We start from the raw sequence: 17,080 nt of genomic DNA on the forward strand, positions 1-17,080 counted from the left end.
AGGAATATAATGAATAAAACAGAATTAGTAGCTTCAATGGCCGAAAAATCGGGGCTAACTAAAAAAGATACCGAAAAAGCTTTAAAAGCATTTGAAGAAAGTGTAATGGATGAGCTTAAGAGTGGTGGAAAAATTCAGTTAGTAGGCTTTGGAACATTTGAAGTTACTAACAGAAAAGCGCGAGTAGGAAGAAATCCTAAAACAAATGAAGAGATACACATTCCGGAAAGTAATGTCCCTAAGTTTAAGGCAGGGAAAGCCCTTAAAGATATGGTAAATCTTTCGAAATAAATCAGGGCCCTATTATAGGGGTTCTTTTTTTTTAAAGGAGAATAATATGAGAATCGATAAATTTTTAAAAGTTAGTAGAATAATTAAACGACGAACTATTGCACAAGAAGCATGTGAAAAAGGTCGCGTTTTGATCAACGGAAAAGTTGCAAAACCAGGATCTGTGGTAAAAATTGGCGATATGTTGGAGCTTAATTTTACAAATAATGCTACAAAATATGAAGTTTTAGAAATTAAAGAGCATGTAAAGAAAGAAGAAACTACTTTAATGTATAGGATTGTGGAATAATTTATATGCACTATAAATATAAATAGTATATATTGATATTTATAGGGAGTGGTGAAATTGGACGAGAAAGTGCGTAAAAAACATGAAGTTAGCTTGATTGATAGAAAAAAATTAGTTCTTACAGCCATTAAGGATGTTTTTTCTTTTGATGAGCAACTGATTAAACTTGAGACGATTTCAGACGGCTTTATGGATATAAAAGGAACCAAACTTCACATAATCAAAATAAATCTGGAGAGCGGAGAATTGATTGTGGAAGGCAATATAACAAGCATTATATACGATAACGGAGCGCCTGCAAAAAAAAAGTCAGGGTTGTTTCGAATAATTAGATAATTAGATAAGTGGGTGAACTATGATAAATCAACTGGTATCAGATCAAGCGGCACTGTTTTGGGAGTGTATTAAGATTGGTATAGTTATGGGGGCGATCTACGATTTACTTCGTATCGCCAGAAAAATTATAAAGCATATTGACATATTAGTACATATTGAAGACATATTGTATTGGGTAACCTGTAGTTTTATAGCTTTTGGTGTTTTATATATGCATAATTACGCAGATATTAGACCATTTTCGATTATAGGAATCGGTCTTGGTGCGGCGATGTATTTTTTAACTTTAAGTATTATTTTTATGAAAATAGCAACGGAGATAATAAACTTTATTCATGCGTGTATAATACGCATATATAACCTGATTTTAATTCCGGTAAATTGGATAATCCGTCGGCTTAAAATTCCTGTAAAATACGCAAATAAAAAGCGCATTGTTTATGTTGAAAAAGGAAAAGAAGAAGCAAGACGAATTAATCGCAAAGTTGTTATGGGACAAGCTGATATTAAAACAGATATCAATATTATTAGAAACAGAGTCAAAAAATAAAATTACCAAGTGGTATTGGGGTCAAATCCAAATACTTGCAAAGGTTCAAGCAAATCGCTTTTCGCAATATCCTGAGGAGAGACAAATAAGCCTCGATTACTATCTATATTCATTTTAAATGGTATATAAGCCTGCCAAATTATATGCGCACAATGCGTAATATTGGGAGGCTTTTTTGAATGCTTAAATGCTAGTATATTGTAAGGTATACCAGAAAGAGTGGCGATAGCATTGGCGGCCACATCATCTAAAAAGGCGTTGGTTTTGCCTACGGGGCGTAGCATCTTAAAAGTTGTATAATATTCCCAGTTTTCAGCCTTTTGTAGTCGGCTAACGCTACCAGGGCTAAAAGATTCCAAAACGTAGCCATTAGCGGCGTCGACAACGATTCCCGCATGTCCATGTCTCCAATTAAAGGTATATGTGGATTTGGTTAAAAAGATATCTCCGTTTTGATATGGTGCAAGCTCAAAAACTTTTTGCCTTTTGCCAGCAATCAAAAATTGATCCCATCTTGTAATAATGCTCATATTTGTTTTAACGATGTTGATTGGGTCGTAATACTCTTTTTGAAACTCTAGCATACGAGCAACAAAAGAAGGAGTTTGCTGCAGTTGATCCACAATAGGCTGATATATACCAGTTTGCTCGAGTATAATTTGATAATCGGCGCTGGTCAAAATGGGCTTGGTAAGTATAGGTATTAGATCGATTTTGGAGTGCGAAGGATAATAGAAGCCGTTTTGCTTTACAAGATAGGTAGAACCCAGACAGATAGTAGTAATGATGGCTATAAGTAAAATAATTTTTTTCAAGACGTGATCTCCTTATGTGATTTGATAAAATTATTTTGACCGAAAAAGCTATTTTTAAAACCAAATTATGTATATTTTTGAATATTTGCAAGATACTATTAATATAATTCTTTGTGGACATAAATTTGTTCTAGAGTTTAAAAATTATGTTATGTGGAGAGAGGTTTGGCTAATGAGACAAATTTTGAATATGGATTTTGACTGGAAATTTCATGACGGAGATATTGTATGTACAAATTTTAATTCGGTACATGAAATCTTTGAAAATCCGAGCTTTATGAAATCGGCTAACTGCGGTATATCAAAAGTGGGATATAATTTGCATAAATGGGATGATATTAAGGTACCGCATGATTTTAGACACTACAAATCAGAATTTTCTGAAAATGCTGTATCATCACAGGGATATTTAACCACCGGTATTGCTTGGTATAGAAAAGAATTTTTTGTGCCAGCAGAAACAGAGGGAAAAAGCATTACAGTCGAGTTTGATGGTATCTTTAGAGATAGCGAAGTGTATGTTAACGGAAGTTATGTTGGCAATCATTTAAGTGGATACACAAGTTTTAGCTATGATATTTCGGACTTTATATTATATGGCGAAAATAACGCTATTGCAGTGCGAGTTGACGCGACCAAATATGAAGGCTGGTGGTATGAAGGAGCTGGAATATATCGTGATGTGCGTTTGGTAATAGCAGATCGTCTAAAAGTAAAGTATAGCGGAGTATTTGTAAAGTCGGAAGTTAGAGGAAACGCTGGCGGAATTGAGATAGATGTGGAGCTTGAAAACGAAGCGGCGAATAACGGAGATGCGAGACTTGTTGCTGAAATTTTGTCGCCATGTGGAGAAAAGGTTGGCGAGTTTGATACTACTATAAAATTGACAGAATATGAAGAGACTTGCGCTACTATCAAAGGAGAAATTAGTAATATTTGCTTGTGGGAGCTAGATAGCCCTAAACAATATAAAGCTGTAATAAGTGTGTATCTAAATGATCAAAAAGTGGATGAATACACGCAAAAATTTGGATTTAGAACTATTGCGTATACGGTAGAAAATGGGTTTGTGCTAAATGGAAAGCCAACAAAGCTTCAAGGGGTATGTGTTCACGATGACTTTGCAGGTGTTGGGGGAGCGATGAGCCGATCTGTCATTAGGCATAAGATTTTCTTATTAAAGCAATGGGGCGCTAATGCCTATAGAAGTTCTCACAACCCGCCGTCTCCATATTTGCTAGAAGCTTGCGATGACTTTGGTATTTTGGTGATGGACGAAGTGCGTCTTATGAGCAGCTCAAAGGAATTTTTAGGACAGATGACAGATCTAATAAAGCGTGATAGAAACCATCCGAGTGTATTTATTTGGTCTATTGGAAACGAAGAAATGGCAATACACGGGCGTAAAGTGGGCGTAAAAATTGGAAACCATATGCTACGTGTAGCGCATAAGCTGGACCCAACTAGAGCCTGCACGTATGCTAATAACGGACATTGGCATGATATTACTATATTCCATGAGCAAAATGGCCTTCATATGGATGTATATGGATTTAATTATTATTGCCTAAGAACATTTGATATGTATGAGAGATTCCACAAAAAATATCCAGATAAGATGATTATAGGAACAGAAAACGGTTCGGCATTGTCGACGAGGGGACAATATTTACCAAGAAAAGGCGAAGACACTGCAGATGCGTATACCAAGTCTTCTATGAAAATTATGATCTGGAGCAACCCGGAGAGATTGTATAACATCAGTGCGTATGGTGAGGCATATACAACTTGGGGAGCAACACCGTTAGAAACATTTAGAACTGCAGAGCCAAATTATGTTTCAGGATATTTCTTGTGGACTGGGTTTGACTATAGAGGAGAAGTTGTTCCGCTAGATTGGCCAAGTACAATCACTCGTTTTGGGTTAATTGACCTCTGCGGCTTTACCAAAGATTTAGGGCATCACTGCCGTGTAAAATGGTCTCAAGAGCCGGCGATTCACTTGTATCCACATTGGACATTTGATGACAATGTAGGTGAGTTAGAAGTGGATATGGTCGCTAATACCGAAGAAGTGGAACTAATTGTGAATGGAAATTCGTATGGCAGAGTAGAAAACCCTAAATGGGATATCGTGAAAAACTTTGTAAAATATGAAAAAGGCGAAATTACTGCAATCGGTTATAATAATGGAGTCGAAGTGATTAGAACTGGCTACAAGACTGCAGGAAAACCGGCAAAGATTAATCTAGAAATTGTTCAGCCGCGAGATTATGTCGCAGATGGAGAAGATAATGTGTTTGTAAAAGTGGATGTTTTGGATGAAAATGGAATTCACTGCCCTAATGCAGATACGTTGATCTCGTTTGAAGTGACTGGTGACGGCGAATTTTTGGGTTGTGGAAATGGGGATCCGCTCGACTTGGCTCATGAAATGAATCCATCTAGAAATCTATTTAACGGATTGGCATTAGTAATTATGAAAACTAAACGTCATACTGGCAAAATGAAGCTTGTTGCTAAATCTTTTGGCTTAGAATCTGCCGAGATAGAAGTGGATGTAACAATCCCTGCAACAGATGTGTTGGTAGAATCTGCAAGAAGCAAGACTAAACCAAAAGCAGCAGAACCCGAAAAAGATGCTGCTGATAATGCATTTTAATAGTTTTGATGATGTCTCTCATTTATTTGGGAGACTATTTTTGGTGCCTAAAATACAATGTTAAGATGATCATTTATGACCATTTTTTTTGACATTGAGTTACTGGAAGGATGTTGATTAATAAACATATTTATATCAATCAAATCTTTGTATGATAATTCCAAGTGATCTGCAAAAGTAATGCCACCTGTATAATATGGATTATTTAATTCGTGCGCAAGTTCAAATGGATGAGCTGTATAAATTGTAGTGCCAGATTGAGTATTGTTTAATAAGTTAAAAGTGGCCCACTTAAATTCGGAGTAATCGCTAAGAGGAAGAAATTTGATATATAAAGTGCCCTTCATTAAAAAATCGCCAACAAATAATTGTCGTCTTTGAGGGTCGTATAGAGAAATAGATTCAGAATGGTGACCAGGTGAATATAATGATTGCAATTGTCTGTTGCCTAAATTGATAAATTGTTGATTCTCCAAAACCTTAGAAAACTTTATTTGTTTTGATGGTTGCCCTTCTAATATTCGGAGCGTAGATTTAAGGGAGGGATATATAGTGTTATCGAGCACATTTTGCTGTAATAAAAGTTGATTTTGAGATAAGTATATGGTTTTAAATTTATCGATGTTTCCGATATGATCATAGTGATAATGACTAATCATATGAATTATAGGCAGATCTGTTAGTGCTTGTACGACAGCAGAAATATCTTGTATACCAATTCCAGAATCAAATAGCAATGCTTGCGTATCGCCTATAATTAAGTAGCTATAATTTCTTTGCCAATACCGAGGCTCGCCTATTGCAATAGTAGTTTTATCAATATGCTTTAAAGTAAAATAATCATCAAACCATATCTCATCATCATAGATAAAAGTTGTGCTTTTCGGAGAAATTTTGGATCGTTTAGATAATAATTTCGGCAATATGTCATATATTTTTGTGTAAATACTCATATATTTTATCATTCCTGTCGATTAATATTTTTTTATTGCTACTACTATTAATATGTATCAAAAAAATATAATAGTAGTATATAACAAAATGGCCCTAGTCCGCTTGAACGGTGCTAGAGCATTGATAATTCAATTAGTATAACAATAGACTATGGTTATGTCAAATAAAAAATTATTGTGATAATATTTCGACATATCCGAGATCGGCATTAACGCGAATTCGTTGCCCAGTTTTAATAAGTGTAGTCGCATCCTCTACCCCGACAACTGCAGGTAAACCATATTCGCGAGCAACTACGGTGCCATGAGTTAGCAATCCGCCAATCTCCATAACTAGTCCAGCGGCATTTATAAAAAGTATAGTCCAGCCAGGATCTGTAAATGGAGCGACTAAAATTTCGCCTACTTCAACTTTGGCATCTGCAGGGTCGGTAATCACTCGCGCAAAGCCTTCAACTACTCCTGATGATACGGCCATTCCTGGTAATGCGTCCTTTGGAAATTGCTCCATGTTTTGCTTAGCGGTGATGATCTCACCATCGCTTGTCATAAGGCTAGGAGGTTTCAAACGACCAAAATATTCGTATTCGTTTTTTCTAGTGGCAACAAGATCCTGAAATACTTCTTCGTTTTGGACCGCAGCGTATAGCTCCCAAAATCCCAAATAAAATATATCTTCGCGATTATCAATGCGCCCGGCGGCAACAAAGGCATCAGCTATTTCTAGATATAGTCGTCTATTATGTTTCAAATAGTGGGTTATTAAAAATTTATGATGCTCTCTAAGAGGCATACAATCTCTAAAAATTTTGATAAGCTTTGTCGCTCGTTTGGCTTTTCTAGAACCATGTTGCATGCGAATGACTTCTATAAATGCTTTTTCCATAGTATGAGCATGTTGAACTGTTGCTAAAAAGTTTTTGCGATGCTCTCCAGAAATGCCAGTTTCTACCAGCGATAAAATAGATTTGGCAATAAACTTTGGATTATCAGCCCATCGCGTAACTGCAATATCGATTTCGCCTGCAGCACGGGATCCATATTTGGCCATAAAATTGTTAAAGCTAGTTCGAAATTCGGTATAATCATCACCTAAATTATTGACGCGTTCAAAAAGTGAATCATAGTCTGTATCAGATAAAAGATCAATAAGATGAGAGTTCGCACGTACAAGGTCTGCTAAATCACCAATCCACAGCCCCAAAAGAGTGGTAATATTTCCTTCTAATCCTTTAGAAATTTCGCTTATGTACATAGAACTTCCCAGTAACTTAAACTCCATTTTTGTAAGCAATTTCATAGCAACAATTCCAGGAATCACTTCAGATAAAATATTTTGAATAGCAGATTTGAGAAAAATACTTTGCTCATATATAAATTCTAATTTATCTTTGTGGGTTCCGGTGATCGAATAAAGTTTATTAAGTTCGATAACTTGTTGCTCTACTAAAAAATCTATTTTTTCAACTATATTAGAAGTATCCTGTGTGATAAAATTTTTAATGGATTGAAATAAAACGGGTTTAAATTGTTTTTTAAATGGATTCAAGTTAAGGTTTGATTTAATTTTGTCATGTTTGGATTGAACTAGCTGCTTAATTGCGGTTCCTAAATTTGCATCCACATTATTGATGATTGCAGGAAGTATTTTTTGGCCTAATTTATGGGTTAAAAAAGGTGAGATATTTATATATAATCTGCCTGCAGCATTGGCTAAAAAGCGTGGATTATATTCTGCAAGTGGAATATCTTCCGTTCGAAATAGCAATTTTATCGAATCTTGCCCTAGCGGAGATATCGGGTTTGTCATCATCTGAATATGATTGAGTGATAAAAACACTTCTAAATCTGATGTAGTAGAAGTAGGTATCGGAAATAGAGATGTTATTGATCGTGTTTGTAGTATAAATATTTTGCCAGCATCAATGCACCATTCAATATCTTGAGGAGCGTCGTACATTTGTTCTAATTTTAACCCCAAAAGGGCAAGTTGCTCAATAGTATTATCGTCTAGTACGGTCATGATAGATTGATTTACATCAAGCTCCACTTCTGTTGTTCCTACATGGGTATCAGAAATAACGGCAGTCTTTTTGACGGCTATATGTTTACTTTTTATCTTAGATAATTTTTTATTATATTTGTAAATATCTGGCAAAATTGTGCCAGACGCGAGTGATTCGCCAAGTCCAAAACCGGCATCTATAGAAATGTACTTTCGATTTCCGGTCACAGGGTCTGCGGTAAACATTATGCCTGCAGAATCAGAATTGATCATCTGCTGAACTACAACTGCCATAAAAACTTGGTCATGAGCTATATTCTGTTGGTTTCTATATAATATAGCACGATCGTTATATAACGATGCCCAACAACTTTTGATAGCATACATAATATTGTCTATGCCTGAAATATTTAAGTATGTATCTTGCTGTCCGGCAAAGGATGCGTGTTTTAAATCTTCTGCAGTTGCGCTAGATCTAATAGCAAAGCGGGTACTGGCTGGAAATATGGCTAGGGCAGCGACAATCTGATTTTCTAATTCTTGATCCATTTCTTTTGATACGAAGTTGTCTCTAATTTGTTTTGAAATATCTGATATATTTTCTAAATTGACAGTTTTCAATTTAGCCATAATTTCAGAGTTTTTATTATCACCCCAAAAAGTTTTGTATGCTGCTGTAGATATACAAAATCCATTAGGAACTGGCAATCTGGCCTGAAAAATTTTTCCTAGATTAAATCCCTTACCACCAACAAGATTTAAATCTCCATCTCCTATTTCTTCGAAAAAAATAATTTGGTTCATTTATTTTCCCCCTTTCTATATAATTATACCAAAAAATCAAAAACGTGCAACTATTTTAATGCTATATTGAGAAAGACGACCCAGTTGAGTCGTCACTATAGTTTTAAATATGCCAAATTTCTTCATTATATTCTGCAATAGTTCTGTCGCTAGAAAAAAATCCAGCTTCTTTGATATTGCGAAGCATTAGTTTGGACCAATTTTCTCGGTCTTCATAGTCGGATAGCATTTGTTCTTTAACTTTAATATAATCGAGGATGTCAATTAGAGTCATAAAATAATCTTTGCGAATAATTTCTGTGTGCAACGCTAATAGAGTAGGTACATCACCAACTTTAAGCATTTGCGGAGAAATAATAAACCCGACTAGTTTGCGAATATATTCATCGTTGATATATAGGTCAGCTGCAGTGTAGCCATTGGATTTGTATAGATCGATAATCTCATCGCTGTGCTTGCCAAAAGTGTAGATGTTTTTTGAGCCAACAAGCTCGGCTATTTCGACGTTTGCACCATCTTGCGTACCTAAAGTTACCGCTCCGTTTAGCATAAATTTCATATTGCCGGTTCCGCTGGCTTCTTTTGATGCAAGAGAAATTTGTTCTGAGATATCACAAGCCGGAATAAGCTTTTCTGCAAATGTTACGTTGTAGTTTTCGATCATAACCACATTTAGATGCGGCGAAACTTCGGGATCGTTTTTGATAATGTCGCTGATACACAATATGGCATGAATGATGTCTTTGGCAGTTGTATATGCGGGTGCAGCCTTTGCTCCAAAGATTGTTGTAATTGGAGTTTTTGGAATATTTCCCTTTTTGATTTCAAAATATTTGTGAAAAATATAAAGCAGATTCATTTGCTGTCTTTTGTATTCGTGAAGTCGCTTGATTTGAATATCTAAAATAGAGTGATCATCGATATCAATATTGGCCATTCGCTTTAGATATTTTTTGAGATGCGTTTTCTTAAGCTGCTTAATTGCGAGGAGTTCTTGTAATGCCGCGGGATCGTTTTCGAGAGCTCCAAGTTTGGTGAGGTTTGTGGCATCCTCTCTAAAATCACCTGCGCCATGCTTATCGATAAAAGCTGTTAACTCTGGATTTGCATGGAGAAGCCATCTTCTAAATGTTATACCGTTAGTTTTGTTGTTAAATTTATCTGGATAAATATCGCAGAATGCAGACAACTCCTCTTTTTTAAGAATTTCTGTATGCAAAGCTGCTACGCCATTTACGCTATATCCGTAGTGCATATCGAGTCTTGCCATATGAACCCTATTTTTGGAGTCGATAATGTGCAATTCGGGATTTTTTGGATATGCTTTTTCTATGATGGCTGCTAATTCTTTGATTTCTGAAACCAGATGCGGAACAACTTCTTCTAGATATTCTAGAGGCCATTTTTCTAGCGCTTCTGCCAATATTGTATGGTTAGTATAGGCACAAGTTTTTGTGACAACCGCAATTGGATTTTTAACGTTTTCGAGTTTAAGCAATCGTATAAGTTCTGGAATTACCATCGATGGATGCGTATCGTTGATCTGAACAGTAACGTGTTCGTCTAATTTATTGAGATCGATGCCTTTGGCTTTGCATTCTGCTAAAATCAGCTGAGCGGCATTCGATACCATAAAATATTGCTGATAAATTCTAAGAAGGTGCCCAGCTTTGTCGCTGTCATCTGGATATAGAAATAGAGTGAGATTTCTCATGACATCGTTTTTATCGAACTCTATGCTATTTTTAGCAACAATGCTTTCGTCGACAGTTTCAATGTCAAATAGATGAAGTTTGTTGACGCCGCTATTATATCCGATGACATCAATATCAAACATCTTAGATCGAACGGTGCATTTGCCAAACGGAACTTCAAAGCTTATATCAGTTGGGATGAGCCAATTAATTTTTTCGATCCATGGGTTTTTGATTTCTAGCTGCTTTTTATTTTTAAATACTTGCTGAAAAAGCCCATAGTGATAATTTAGCCCGACGCCATCGCCCTCTATGCCAAGTGTTGCCATGGAGTCTAAGAAACAAGCAGCGAGACGACCAAGCCCCCCATTGCCAAGAGACGGTTCGGGCTCAATTTCCTCAATAGCAAGGATTTCTTTGCCAGCTGCAGCTAGTGTGTCTTTAACATCATCAAATACACCAAGATTTATCAGGTTGTTAGAAAGAAGTTTTCCAATTAAAAATTCAGCTGAAATATAATATAGCTTTTTGTTATTTTTAGAATGGTTTCTGGCTTTGTGTGCAGAAGCATCTTTGGTTGCTTTTAACAGAGCGTAATAAATTTCTGCATCAGAGGCATCTTTAATTTCTTTGTTGAGATGAGTTTTGAATATTTCTATAAAGTTCATGTAATCTCCTTATACTTGATGAATTTTATCAAATTTTAAGTCGTACGTTTTAATGAGATTTTCAATTGCGGCAGTAGAGTTAGCAGATTCGCGCCAGCAAATACCACATCCTGCTCCAATTGCGCGAGGGAGAGGAATGAGGCGACCAGCAAACTTTGCGTCCTTGGCTTTTTGCTCAAATACAAGCGCTTCTGTTGTAGTATGAAAGCTAATTATAGTGTACATTGTCGTCCTCGCGTTATAGTATTATTGTACGCATTATTTCGAGTGCCGCATCCACTTCGGCTTTTGTGTTGGTATATGAAAAACTAAATCTAATTAGACCACTATTTATTGTACCTAAAGCTTTGTGAACCAATGGTGCGCATATTCCGCCGGCTCTGGTAATGATGTCAAAATCAGTAGAAAGTTTTAAACTCAGTTCTACAGCATCGATATCCTCAATATTAAAAGATACTATGGGTATAGAATAGTTGTCTTGGTTTGTGTATATTTTAGCACCAGGAAATTTTTTGAGTTCTGCTTCAAAATACTTAGCAAGGCTGCTTGCTTTTGTGTATAATGTATCGAGTCCTATATCGTTGATAAAATCGATTGCAGCAGCCAACCCAGCAATAGCGTGACCGTTTTGAGTTCCCGCTTCTAAATGGTCCGGATAGGTTTCGCCCATATCTTCGTCAAAAGTGTTAGATCCGGTTCCTCCAAATAAAATAGGCTCAACGTGCATCTTATTGCTTAGGCATAGCACGCCCAAACCCTGAGGTGCCAACAAACTTTTGTGAGTAGACAGACAGAGCGCATCAATATGCATTTCGGCCATATCGATAGGTATGAGTCCCGCAGTTTGCGCGGCATCTACTACAAAAAGTATATCGTGCTCGGCACACAATTTGCCAACTGCGGTAATATCTTGAATGGTAGCAAGAATATTTGAGGCATGAGTAATGGCAATCATATGAGTGTTGGGTTTAATATGGTCGGCGATTGTTTCAATAGATATTTTATGATTTGCGTCTGCTTTTATGATATCAACATCGACGCCAAATTTTTGCGCATGATATAGAGGACGCAAAAGGCTGTTGTGTTCAAGATTTGTGGTAATTACGTGGTCTCCATAAGCAAGAGTGCCAAGAATTGCCAAATTTAGGCTAGCTGTCGCACCACTGGTAAAAATTACTCTATTTAGATCGGGTGCATTAAACATTTTGGCAACAGCGGTCCTGGTAGAAAAAATATTTAAAGAAGCTGCAAGAGAACTTTTATTGACTCCGCGATTTGCGTTGGTAGTAGTTTTTAGAGCAACAGAAACGGCATCTGCGACACAATTTGGCTTTAGTGTTGTTGAGGCATTATCAAAATAAATCATGGCTCCCTCCTAAATTTTAATAATCTTTGTAGCGTGCATTTTGGTTTCGACTATTTCGTACATATTAGTTACAGAACCAACTTTTGGAGTTAGTGTATAATGATTTAAACAAGTACCGCAACAGAGGATTTCTGTGCCTAAGGCTTCTAGTTTTTGAAAATCTGCGATGGTTTCTTCGACTGCAGCAGCTAAAAATACGCCACGGTTATAGAGAATTATTTTGCTAGGAATAGGTTTGGTCTCGGTAAGGGCAAAGACAAACCCCTTAATGAGAATTTTGCCGAGGTCCGCATCTCCGGTGCCCATAGTATCAGAATCTATAACAACAACAATATTTTCTGCATGAATGGTTTCTTCTACCAGATTATTTTGAACATTTTTGCCTATTATTATGCTAACAACGTAATCAAAATCAGATTTTTTTTCATAGGAAAAGTCAAGCCCCATCTTAGTTGAAAGCTTTTTAAGGTTTTGGCAAGCGATTTCATTATCCACAAGAATTGATAGAGATAGCTCCGCATCTGCTGTTAAGCTATCGATATATGCTTTGGTTTCGATAACCGGAAGCGGACACGATTTATTGCGCGCATCAATGGTGTGTTTGATCATAAATAAACCTCCTAAAAAAATTTTAATAGCATTTATGATTTTAACATAAACGGCAAAAAAAAAATAGATTTGTAAAGCGACAAAAAATTCTGTATAATATATTTAAAAACTACAAATTAATAGAAAGGACACCATCATGTTTTTGAGTAATGGAATAGGAATAGATTTAGGAACTACTAGCGTGTTGATTTACGAAGAAAAAAGAGGAGTGATTTTGGATGAACCCTCAGTTGTTGCAGTTGATAGATATTCGAGGAAGATACTAGCAGTAGGAAATAAAGCAAAAAAAATGGTGGGTAAAGCACCAGGCAATATAAAAATTATTAGACCTCTACGACAAGGAGCCATTTCTGATTATGAGATGACAGAGATGATGTTGAAATATTTTATATATAAAGCAATTGGAAAAAGGCTTATTAAACCCAAAGTTGTAATATGTGTACCGAGTGGAGTAACCAATGTGGAGAAGCGTGCAGTAGAAAGTGCGGCACGTCACGCGGGCGCAAGAAAAGTTAAAATACTGGCTGAGCCAGTTGCTGCAGCTATAGGCGCAAACTTAGATATAAACCATGCATTTGGTAATATGATAGTAGATATAGGAGGAGGAACAAGTGACATTGCCGTGGTTTCGCTAGGAGGAGAGGTGGTTCATAATTCTCTGAGGCTGGCAGGAGAAGATTTTGACCAGGCGATAATGTTTTATATACGCAAGAAGCATAATTTAATAATAGGAGAAACAACAGCAGAGAGGGTAAAGATCGCGATTGGCGGAGCAATTAGCCGACCAGAATCTGGATTGATAACTGTAAAAGGCAAAAGCTTTGTGAGTGGACTGCCAAAAAGTATAGTTATAACATCTGAAGAGCTTGTAGAAGGATTAAAAACAATTGTGAACACTACAATAGAAGCGATATACAGAGTGGTAGAAATTACACCACCAGAATTAATCTCCGATATTATGAAGCAAGGAATAATTTTAACGGGTGGAGGAAGTTTATTATATGGACTGGACAAAGTGATTACGAAGCGCTTGGGAATTGCAGCGAAGGTCGCGGATCATCCAAAAACCTGTGTAGTAAAAGGAACTGGAATTTACGCAACTTATGTGTTTTAAACAATAGAAAGGAGGAGCGCAATGGTTAGAGGATTATATACAGCTGCAACAGGAATGCAAGTTCAAACGAGACGAATGGACGTTATTTCAAACGACTTGGCAAATTCCAATACAACAGCGTATCGAAAAGATTATGCCGTAGTTGAGGCATTTGATGAAGTTTTAATGAAAAGGCTGGATGGAATAAACGAGCCGCCGTGGCGATACAAAGATCTGGGAACAGTAATGAATGGCGCCAAGGTTGCGGATATATATACTGATTTTAGACCTGGAAACTTGATACTGACGGGCATATCAAATAATCTTGCTATTAATGGGCTGGGATTTTTTAGAGTAGAAACACCAAACGGAGAGCGCCTGACCAGAGATGGTTCGTTTACCGTAAACGGAGACGGAGTGTTGGTAACAGCAGAGGGTTATCCGGTTTTGGGAGAAAATGGGCAAATAGCTTTGGGAAGAACTTTTTTGAACGAAGGTCGAGAAATGCAAGTTTTACCGGATGGGCAAGTGGTTCTAAATACAGTGACAATAAATACGATAGATATAGTGAATGTAGACGACCCTCAATTGTTGGTAAAGGAAGCCGACAATTTGTTTGATGCAACAGGGCTGCAGTTGAACCCAATAAATTCATTGATAGAGCAAGGGTATCTGGAGAGTTCAAATGTAAATCCTGTAAATGCAATGGTAGATATGATTTCTGTTTCTAGAGCTTATGAAGCCAACCAGCGAATGGTTCAAATTCATGATGAGTTGGTTGGAAGAGCCGTAAACGATGTGGGAAAAGGATAATAGGCCTTTTGAAGGGGAGATAATATTATGATGAGATCATTATGGACTGCGGCAACGGGGATGACATCGCAGCAAACTCACGTAGACACAATATCAAACAATATAGCAAACGTAAATACAGTAGGGTTTAAGCAAGAGTCGGTAAATTTTAAGACATTGCTCTATCAAAACATGTTGCCAACACAACAAGAGGAAACAACAAATCCTATGCTATTGCAAATGGGGCATGGTGTGAGAGTGGGATCAATAAGCAAAAATTTTGGTACAGGAAACTTAATTCAAACCAACGCGCCAACAGACTTAGCGATAGACGGAACAGGTTTTTTTGCAGTGCAAGCAGATAATCAAGTTTCGTATACGAGAGACGGAAGTTTTAAAGTAACAACAACATCTGATGGAGTTATAGCGTTGGTAACATCGGATGGGCACTACGTGTTGAGTACAGATTCGGAGCCGATCACATTTGATGAAAACGTATTATCATCGCAAATAACAATAAACAGCTATGGCGGAGTGGGGTATAAAGATTCGGAAACAGGAGAAGATATAAATATTGCAGATATAATGGTAGTTCAATTTGCAAACGCAGCAGGACTAGAAGCAACAGGAGACAACTTGTTTGTAGAAACAGCAGGATCGGGTGTGCCGCTCATGGAATCTGAAGAGCCAACATTAACAAAAAGTTTATTGAGAGCGGGGTATCTAGAAGGATCGAATGTGAATATAGCAACAGAAATGGTTAACTTGATAGTAGCGCAAAGAGCATATGAGCTAAACTCGAAAGCTATTTCAACTGCGGATACAATGCTAGGCCAGGCTGTCCAACTTAAGAAATCATAGGCATAAAGGAGAGTAAAGTATGGCAGCAATAGGAAATTTGGCACAATATGGAAATACTTTAAGTCAGATGGCAACAATGCTACCCGAGATAAATGCACCAAAGAACTTTGAGGCAAAGCTAAAGGCCGCAATTAACTCGAGTGAAAAAGCAGAGCTAAAAGAAGCTTGTGAAGAAATGGAATCTTATATTCTGGGGATGGTTTATAAACAAATGAGACAGTCGCTGGATGTAAATAGTGAGACAGCATTTCTGCCAAAGGGCGATTATGAAACAATGTTTGAGGATTTTATGGTGGATAACCAGGTACAAAATATGGTGGATTCGGGAGGAGTTGGTTTATCAGGATTTTTGTATAAGCAAATAAGTGAGCCGCAGCTGCCGATGCAATATCAAAATTTTAATAATCCTCAGGTTCAGCAAGAGCCAAAATTAAATCGAACAGTTTAGAAGAAGAGTTTCCTTGTGTATATAGCGAGGAAACTTTTTATATATTTGCTAGAAATTGGACGATTGACGGTAAATTTTGTCTATGATAAAATTGACAAGATAGGCGTAGTCTATAGCAAAGGAGGAAGAATATGAGGGCATTGATAGAAGTGAAAAATTTAAGAAAAGTGTATCGAATGGGGAGTGAAAAAATCATTGCATTGGATAATGTAAACTTAAGCATAGAAAAAGGAGAAATCTGCTGTTTATTTGGAACATCCGGATCGGGAAAATCGACATTACTGAATATGCTAGCAGGGCTGGAGAAGCCGACGAAAGGAGAAATTTGGATCAAGAACCGAAATATAGCAAAGTTGGATGAGATGCAGTTGGCGATATTTCGGCAAAAGTACATAGGGTTTGTATTTCAGTCATATAATTTGTTGCCGTCATTAACCGCGTTAGAAAACGTAGCGTTGCCGTTAATATTTCAGGGTGTATCGAAATCGGTGCGCGAAAAAAAGGCGAGAGAAATGCTAAAGCAAGTGGGGCTGGGAAAGAGGTTGTCACATAAGCCAAAGGAGATGAGCGGGGGGCAGCAGCAGCGAGTGAGTATCGCAAGAGCCTTTGTAAATAAGCCGTCAATTTTATTTGCAGATGAGCCAACGGGAAACTTGGATACGCATACAACTATAGAGGTGATGGACATGATAACTGAAATTGCAAGAGAGCTAAATCAGACGTTGATTATAGTATCTCATGACGATGAAATCTCGGGATATGCGGATACAGTAATTGTAATGCGTGATGGAGTTATTGAAAAAGCGGTACATAAAGTAGAGAATGCGAAGATGGCATAATACGA

17 protein-coding genes are annotated in these 17,080 nt (G+C 37.0%); 10 read left to right on the top strand and 7 right to left on the bottom strand.

What is annotated here, in order from left to right; genetic code table 11:
* The first annotated feature begins 9 nt into the window (after positions 1–9).
* The 4 genes from PCY70_RS05100 to yabQ are packed head-to-tail and all read left to right on the top strand — an operon-like array spanning position 10 to position 1,466.
* The gene (locus tag PCY70_RS05100; RefSeq protein WP_010168916.1) at positions 10–291 is read left to right on the top strand and encodes an HU family DNA-binding protein; all 282 of its coding nucleotides are present in this window, start codon (positions 10–12) and stop codon (positions 289–291) included.
* Positions 292–337: 46 nt separating this feature from the next.
* On the top strand, positions 338–580 hold the full coding sequence (locus PCY70_RS05105) for an RNA-binding S4 domain-containing protein (protein WP_305768671.1): 243 nt from the start codon (positions 338–340) through the stop codon (positions 578–580).
* A 51-nt stretch (positions 581–631) separates the two neighbouring features.
* Positions 632–916, top strand: a complete 285-nt coding sequence (locus PCY70_RS05110; RefSeq protein ID WP_305768672.1) for a YabP/YqfC family sporulation protein — start codon at positions 632–634, stop codon at positions 914–916.
* 19 nt (positions 917–935) lie between these two features.
* Positions 936–1,466: a spore cortex biosynthesis protein YabQ gene (yabQ, locus tag PCY70_RS05115; RefSeq protein ID WP_010168910.1), complete on the top strand. Its 531-nt coding sequence runs from the start codon at positions 936–938 to the stop codon at positions 1,464–1,466.
* 2 nt (positions 1,467–1,468) lie between these two features.
* Here yabQ and PCY70_RS05120 read toward each other — a convergent pair whose 3' ends face one another.
* Entirely contained in the window at positions 1,469–2,281 is an 813-nt protein-coding gene (locus PCY70_RS05120; RefSeq protein ID WP_305768673.1) for a hypothetical protein, read from the bottom strand.
* Positions 2,282–2,453: 172 nt separating this feature from the next.
* Here PCY70_RS05120 and PCY70_RS05125 point away from each other — a divergent pair, with 172 nt between their 5' ends.
* Complete coding sequence (locus PCY70_RS05125; RefSeq protein ID WP_305768674.1) at positions 2,454–4,943, top strand: glycoside hydrolase family 2 TIM barrel-domain containing protein; 2,490 nt, start codon at positions 2,454–2,456, stop codon at positions 4,941–4,943.
* A 47-nt stretch (positions 4,944–4,990) separates the two neighbouring features.
* Here the strand turns inward: PCY70_RS05125 and PCY70_RS05130 are convergent, their stop codons facing one another.
* The 6 genes from PCY70_RS05130 to yedF form a co-directional block, all read right to left on the bottom strand.
* A complete protein-coding gene (locus PCY70_RS05130) occupies positions 4,991–5,896 on the bottom strand; it encodes an MBL fold metallo-hydrolase (protein WP_305768675.1) in 906 nt (301 codons plus the stop codon).
* A gap of 172 nt (positions 5,897–6,068) precedes the next feature.
* Positions 6,069–8,705, bottom strand: a complete 2,637-nt coding sequence (locus PCY70_RS05135; RefSeq protein WP_305768676.1) for a phosphoenolpyruvate synthase — start codon at positions 8,703–8,705, stop codon at positions 6,069–6,071.
* Positions 8,706–8,808: 103 nt separating this feature from the next.
* Positions 8,809–11,067, bottom strand: a complete 2,259-nt coding sequence (gene glgP, locus PCY70_RS05140; protein ID WP_305768677.1) for a glycogen/starch/alpha-glucan family phosphorylase — start codon at positions 11,065–11,067, stop codon at positions 8,809–8,811.
* Positions 11,068–11,076: 9 nt separating this feature from the next.
* Complete coding sequence (locus PCY70_RS05145) at positions 11,077–11,292, bottom strand: putative Se/S carrier protein (protein ID WP_305768678.1); 216 nt, start codon at positions 11,290–11,292, stop codon at positions 11,077–11,079.
* A gap of 13 nt (positions 11,293–11,305) precedes the next feature.
* The gene (locus PCY70_RS05150) at positions 11,306–12,433 is read right to left on the bottom strand and encodes an aminotransferase class V-fold PLP-dependent enzyme (protein ID WP_305768679.1); all 1,128 of its coding nucleotides are present in this window, start codon (positions 12,431–12,433) and stop codon (positions 11,306–11,308) included.
* A 9-nt stretch (positions 12,434–12,442) separates the two neighbouring features.
* On the bottom strand, positions 12,443–13,042 hold the full coding sequence (yedF, locus tag PCY70_RS05155) for a sulfurtransferase-like selenium metabolism protein YedF (RefSeq protein ID WP_305768680.1): 600 nt from the start codon (positions 13,040–13,042) through the stop codon (positions 12,443–12,445).
* A 136-nt stretch (positions 13,043–13,178) separates the two neighbouring features.
* Here yedF and mreB point away from each other — a divergent pair, with 136 nt between their 5' ends.
* The 5 genes from mreB to PCY70_RS05180 all read left to right on the top strand — a co-directional run bounded on the left by mreB (position 13,179) and on the right by PCY70_RS05180 (position 17,075).
* On the top strand, positions 13,179–14,156 hold the full coding sequence (mreB, locus tag PCY70_RS05160; RefSeq protein WP_305768681.1) for a rod shape-determining protein: 978 nt from the start codon (positions 13,179–13,181) through the stop codon (positions 14,154–14,156).
* A gap of 21 nt (positions 14,157–14,177) precedes the next feature.
* Positions 14,178–14,948 (top strand): flagellar hook-basal body protein, encoded by a 771-nt coding sequence (locus PCY70_RS05165; RefSeq protein ID WP_029488331.1) that lies wholly within the window; start codon positions 14,178–14,180, stop codon positions 14,946–14,948.
* Between the two features lie 27 nt (positions 14,949–14,975).
* Positions 14,976–15,788, top strand: coding sequence for a flagellar hook-basal body protein (locus tag PCY70_RS05170; protein WP_029488330.1), 813 nt, complete (start codon positions 14,976–14,978; stop codon positions 15,786–15,788).
* A 19-nt stretch (positions 15,789–15,807) separates the two neighbouring features.
* A complete protein-coding gene (locus PCY70_RS05175; RefSeq protein WP_305768682.1) occupies positions 15,808–16,236 on the top strand; it encodes a rod-binding protein in 429 nt (142 codons plus the stop codon).
* Positions 16,237–16,367: 131 nt separating this feature from the next.
* Positions 16,368–17,075: an ABC transporter ATP-binding protein gene (locus PCY70_RS05180; protein WP_305768683.1), complete on the top strand. Its 708-nt coding sequence runs from the start codon at positions 16,368–16,370 to the stop codon at positions 17,073–17,075.
* Positions 17,076–17,080 lie beyond the last annotated feature (5 nt).

Origin of the sequence: Candidatus Epulonipiscium viviparus (assembly GCF_030708075.1) — a bacterium.
Lineage (GTDB): Bacteria > Bacillota > Clostridia > Lachnospirales > Cellulosilyticaceae > Epulonipiscioides > Epulonipiscioides viviparus.

Excerpts from the sequence above, each read along its gene's own strand:
- mreB (WP_305768681.1), top strand. The coding sequence starts at position 13,179 with ATGTTTTTGAGTAATGGAATAGGAATAGATTTAGGAACTACTAGCGTG.
- PCY70_RS05170 (WP_029488330.1), top strand. The coding sequence starts at position 14,976 with ATGATGAGATCATTATGGACTGCGGCAACGGGGATGACATCGCAGCAA.
- PCY70_RS05150 (WP_305768679.1), bottom strand. The coding sequence starts at position 12,433 with ATGATTTATTTTGATAATGCCTCAACAACACTAAAGCCAAATTGTGTC.
- PCY70_RS05175 (WP_305768682.1), top strand. The coding sequence starts at position 15,808 with ATGGCAGCAATAGGAAATTTGGCACAATATGGAAATACTTTAAGTCAG.
- PCY70_RS05100 (WP_010168916.1), top strand. The coding sequence starts at position 10 with ATGAATAAAACAGAATTAGTAGCTTCAATGGCCGAAAAATCGGGGCTA.
- PCY70_RS05135 (WP_305768676.1), bottom strand. The coding sequence starts at position 8,705 with ATGAACCAAATTATTTTTTTCGAAGAAATAGGAGATGGAGATTTAAAT.
- yedF (WP_305768680.1), bottom strand. The coding sequence starts at position 13,042 with ATGATCAAACACACCATTGATGCGCGCAATAAATCGTGTCCGCTTCCG.
- PCY70_RS05180 (WP_305768683.1), top strand. The coding sequence starts at position 16,368 with ATGAGGGCATTGATAGAAGTGAAAAATTTAAGAAAAGTGTATCGAATG.
- PCY70_RS05105 (WP_305768671.1), top strand. The coding sequence starts at position 338 with ATGAGAATCGATAAATTTTTAAAAGTTAGTAGAATAATTAAACGACGA.
- PCY70_RS05130 (WP_305768675.1), bottom strand. The coding sequence starts at position 5,896 with ATGAGTATTTACACAAAAATATATGACATATTGCCGAAATTATTATCT.
- yabQ (WP_010168910.1), top strand. The coding sequence starts at position 936 with ATGATAAATCAACTGGTATCAGATCAAGCGGCACTGTTTTGGGAGTGT.
- PCY70_RS05125 (WP_305768674.1), top strand. The coding sequence starts at position 2,454 with ATGAGACAAATTTTGAATATGGATTTTGACTGGAAATTTCATGACGGA.
- PCY70_RS05165 (WP_029488331.1), top strand. The coding sequence starts at position 14,178 with ATGGTTAGAGGATTATATACAGCTGCAACAGGAATGCAAGTTCAAACG.
- PCY70_RS05145 (WP_305768678.1), bottom strand. The coding sequence starts at position 11,292 with ATGTACACTATAATTAGCTTTCATACTACAACAGAAGCGCTTGTATTT.
- glgP (WP_305768677.1), bottom strand. The coding sequence starts at position 11,067 with ATGAACTTTATAGAAATATTCAAAACTCATCTCAACAAAGAAATTAAA.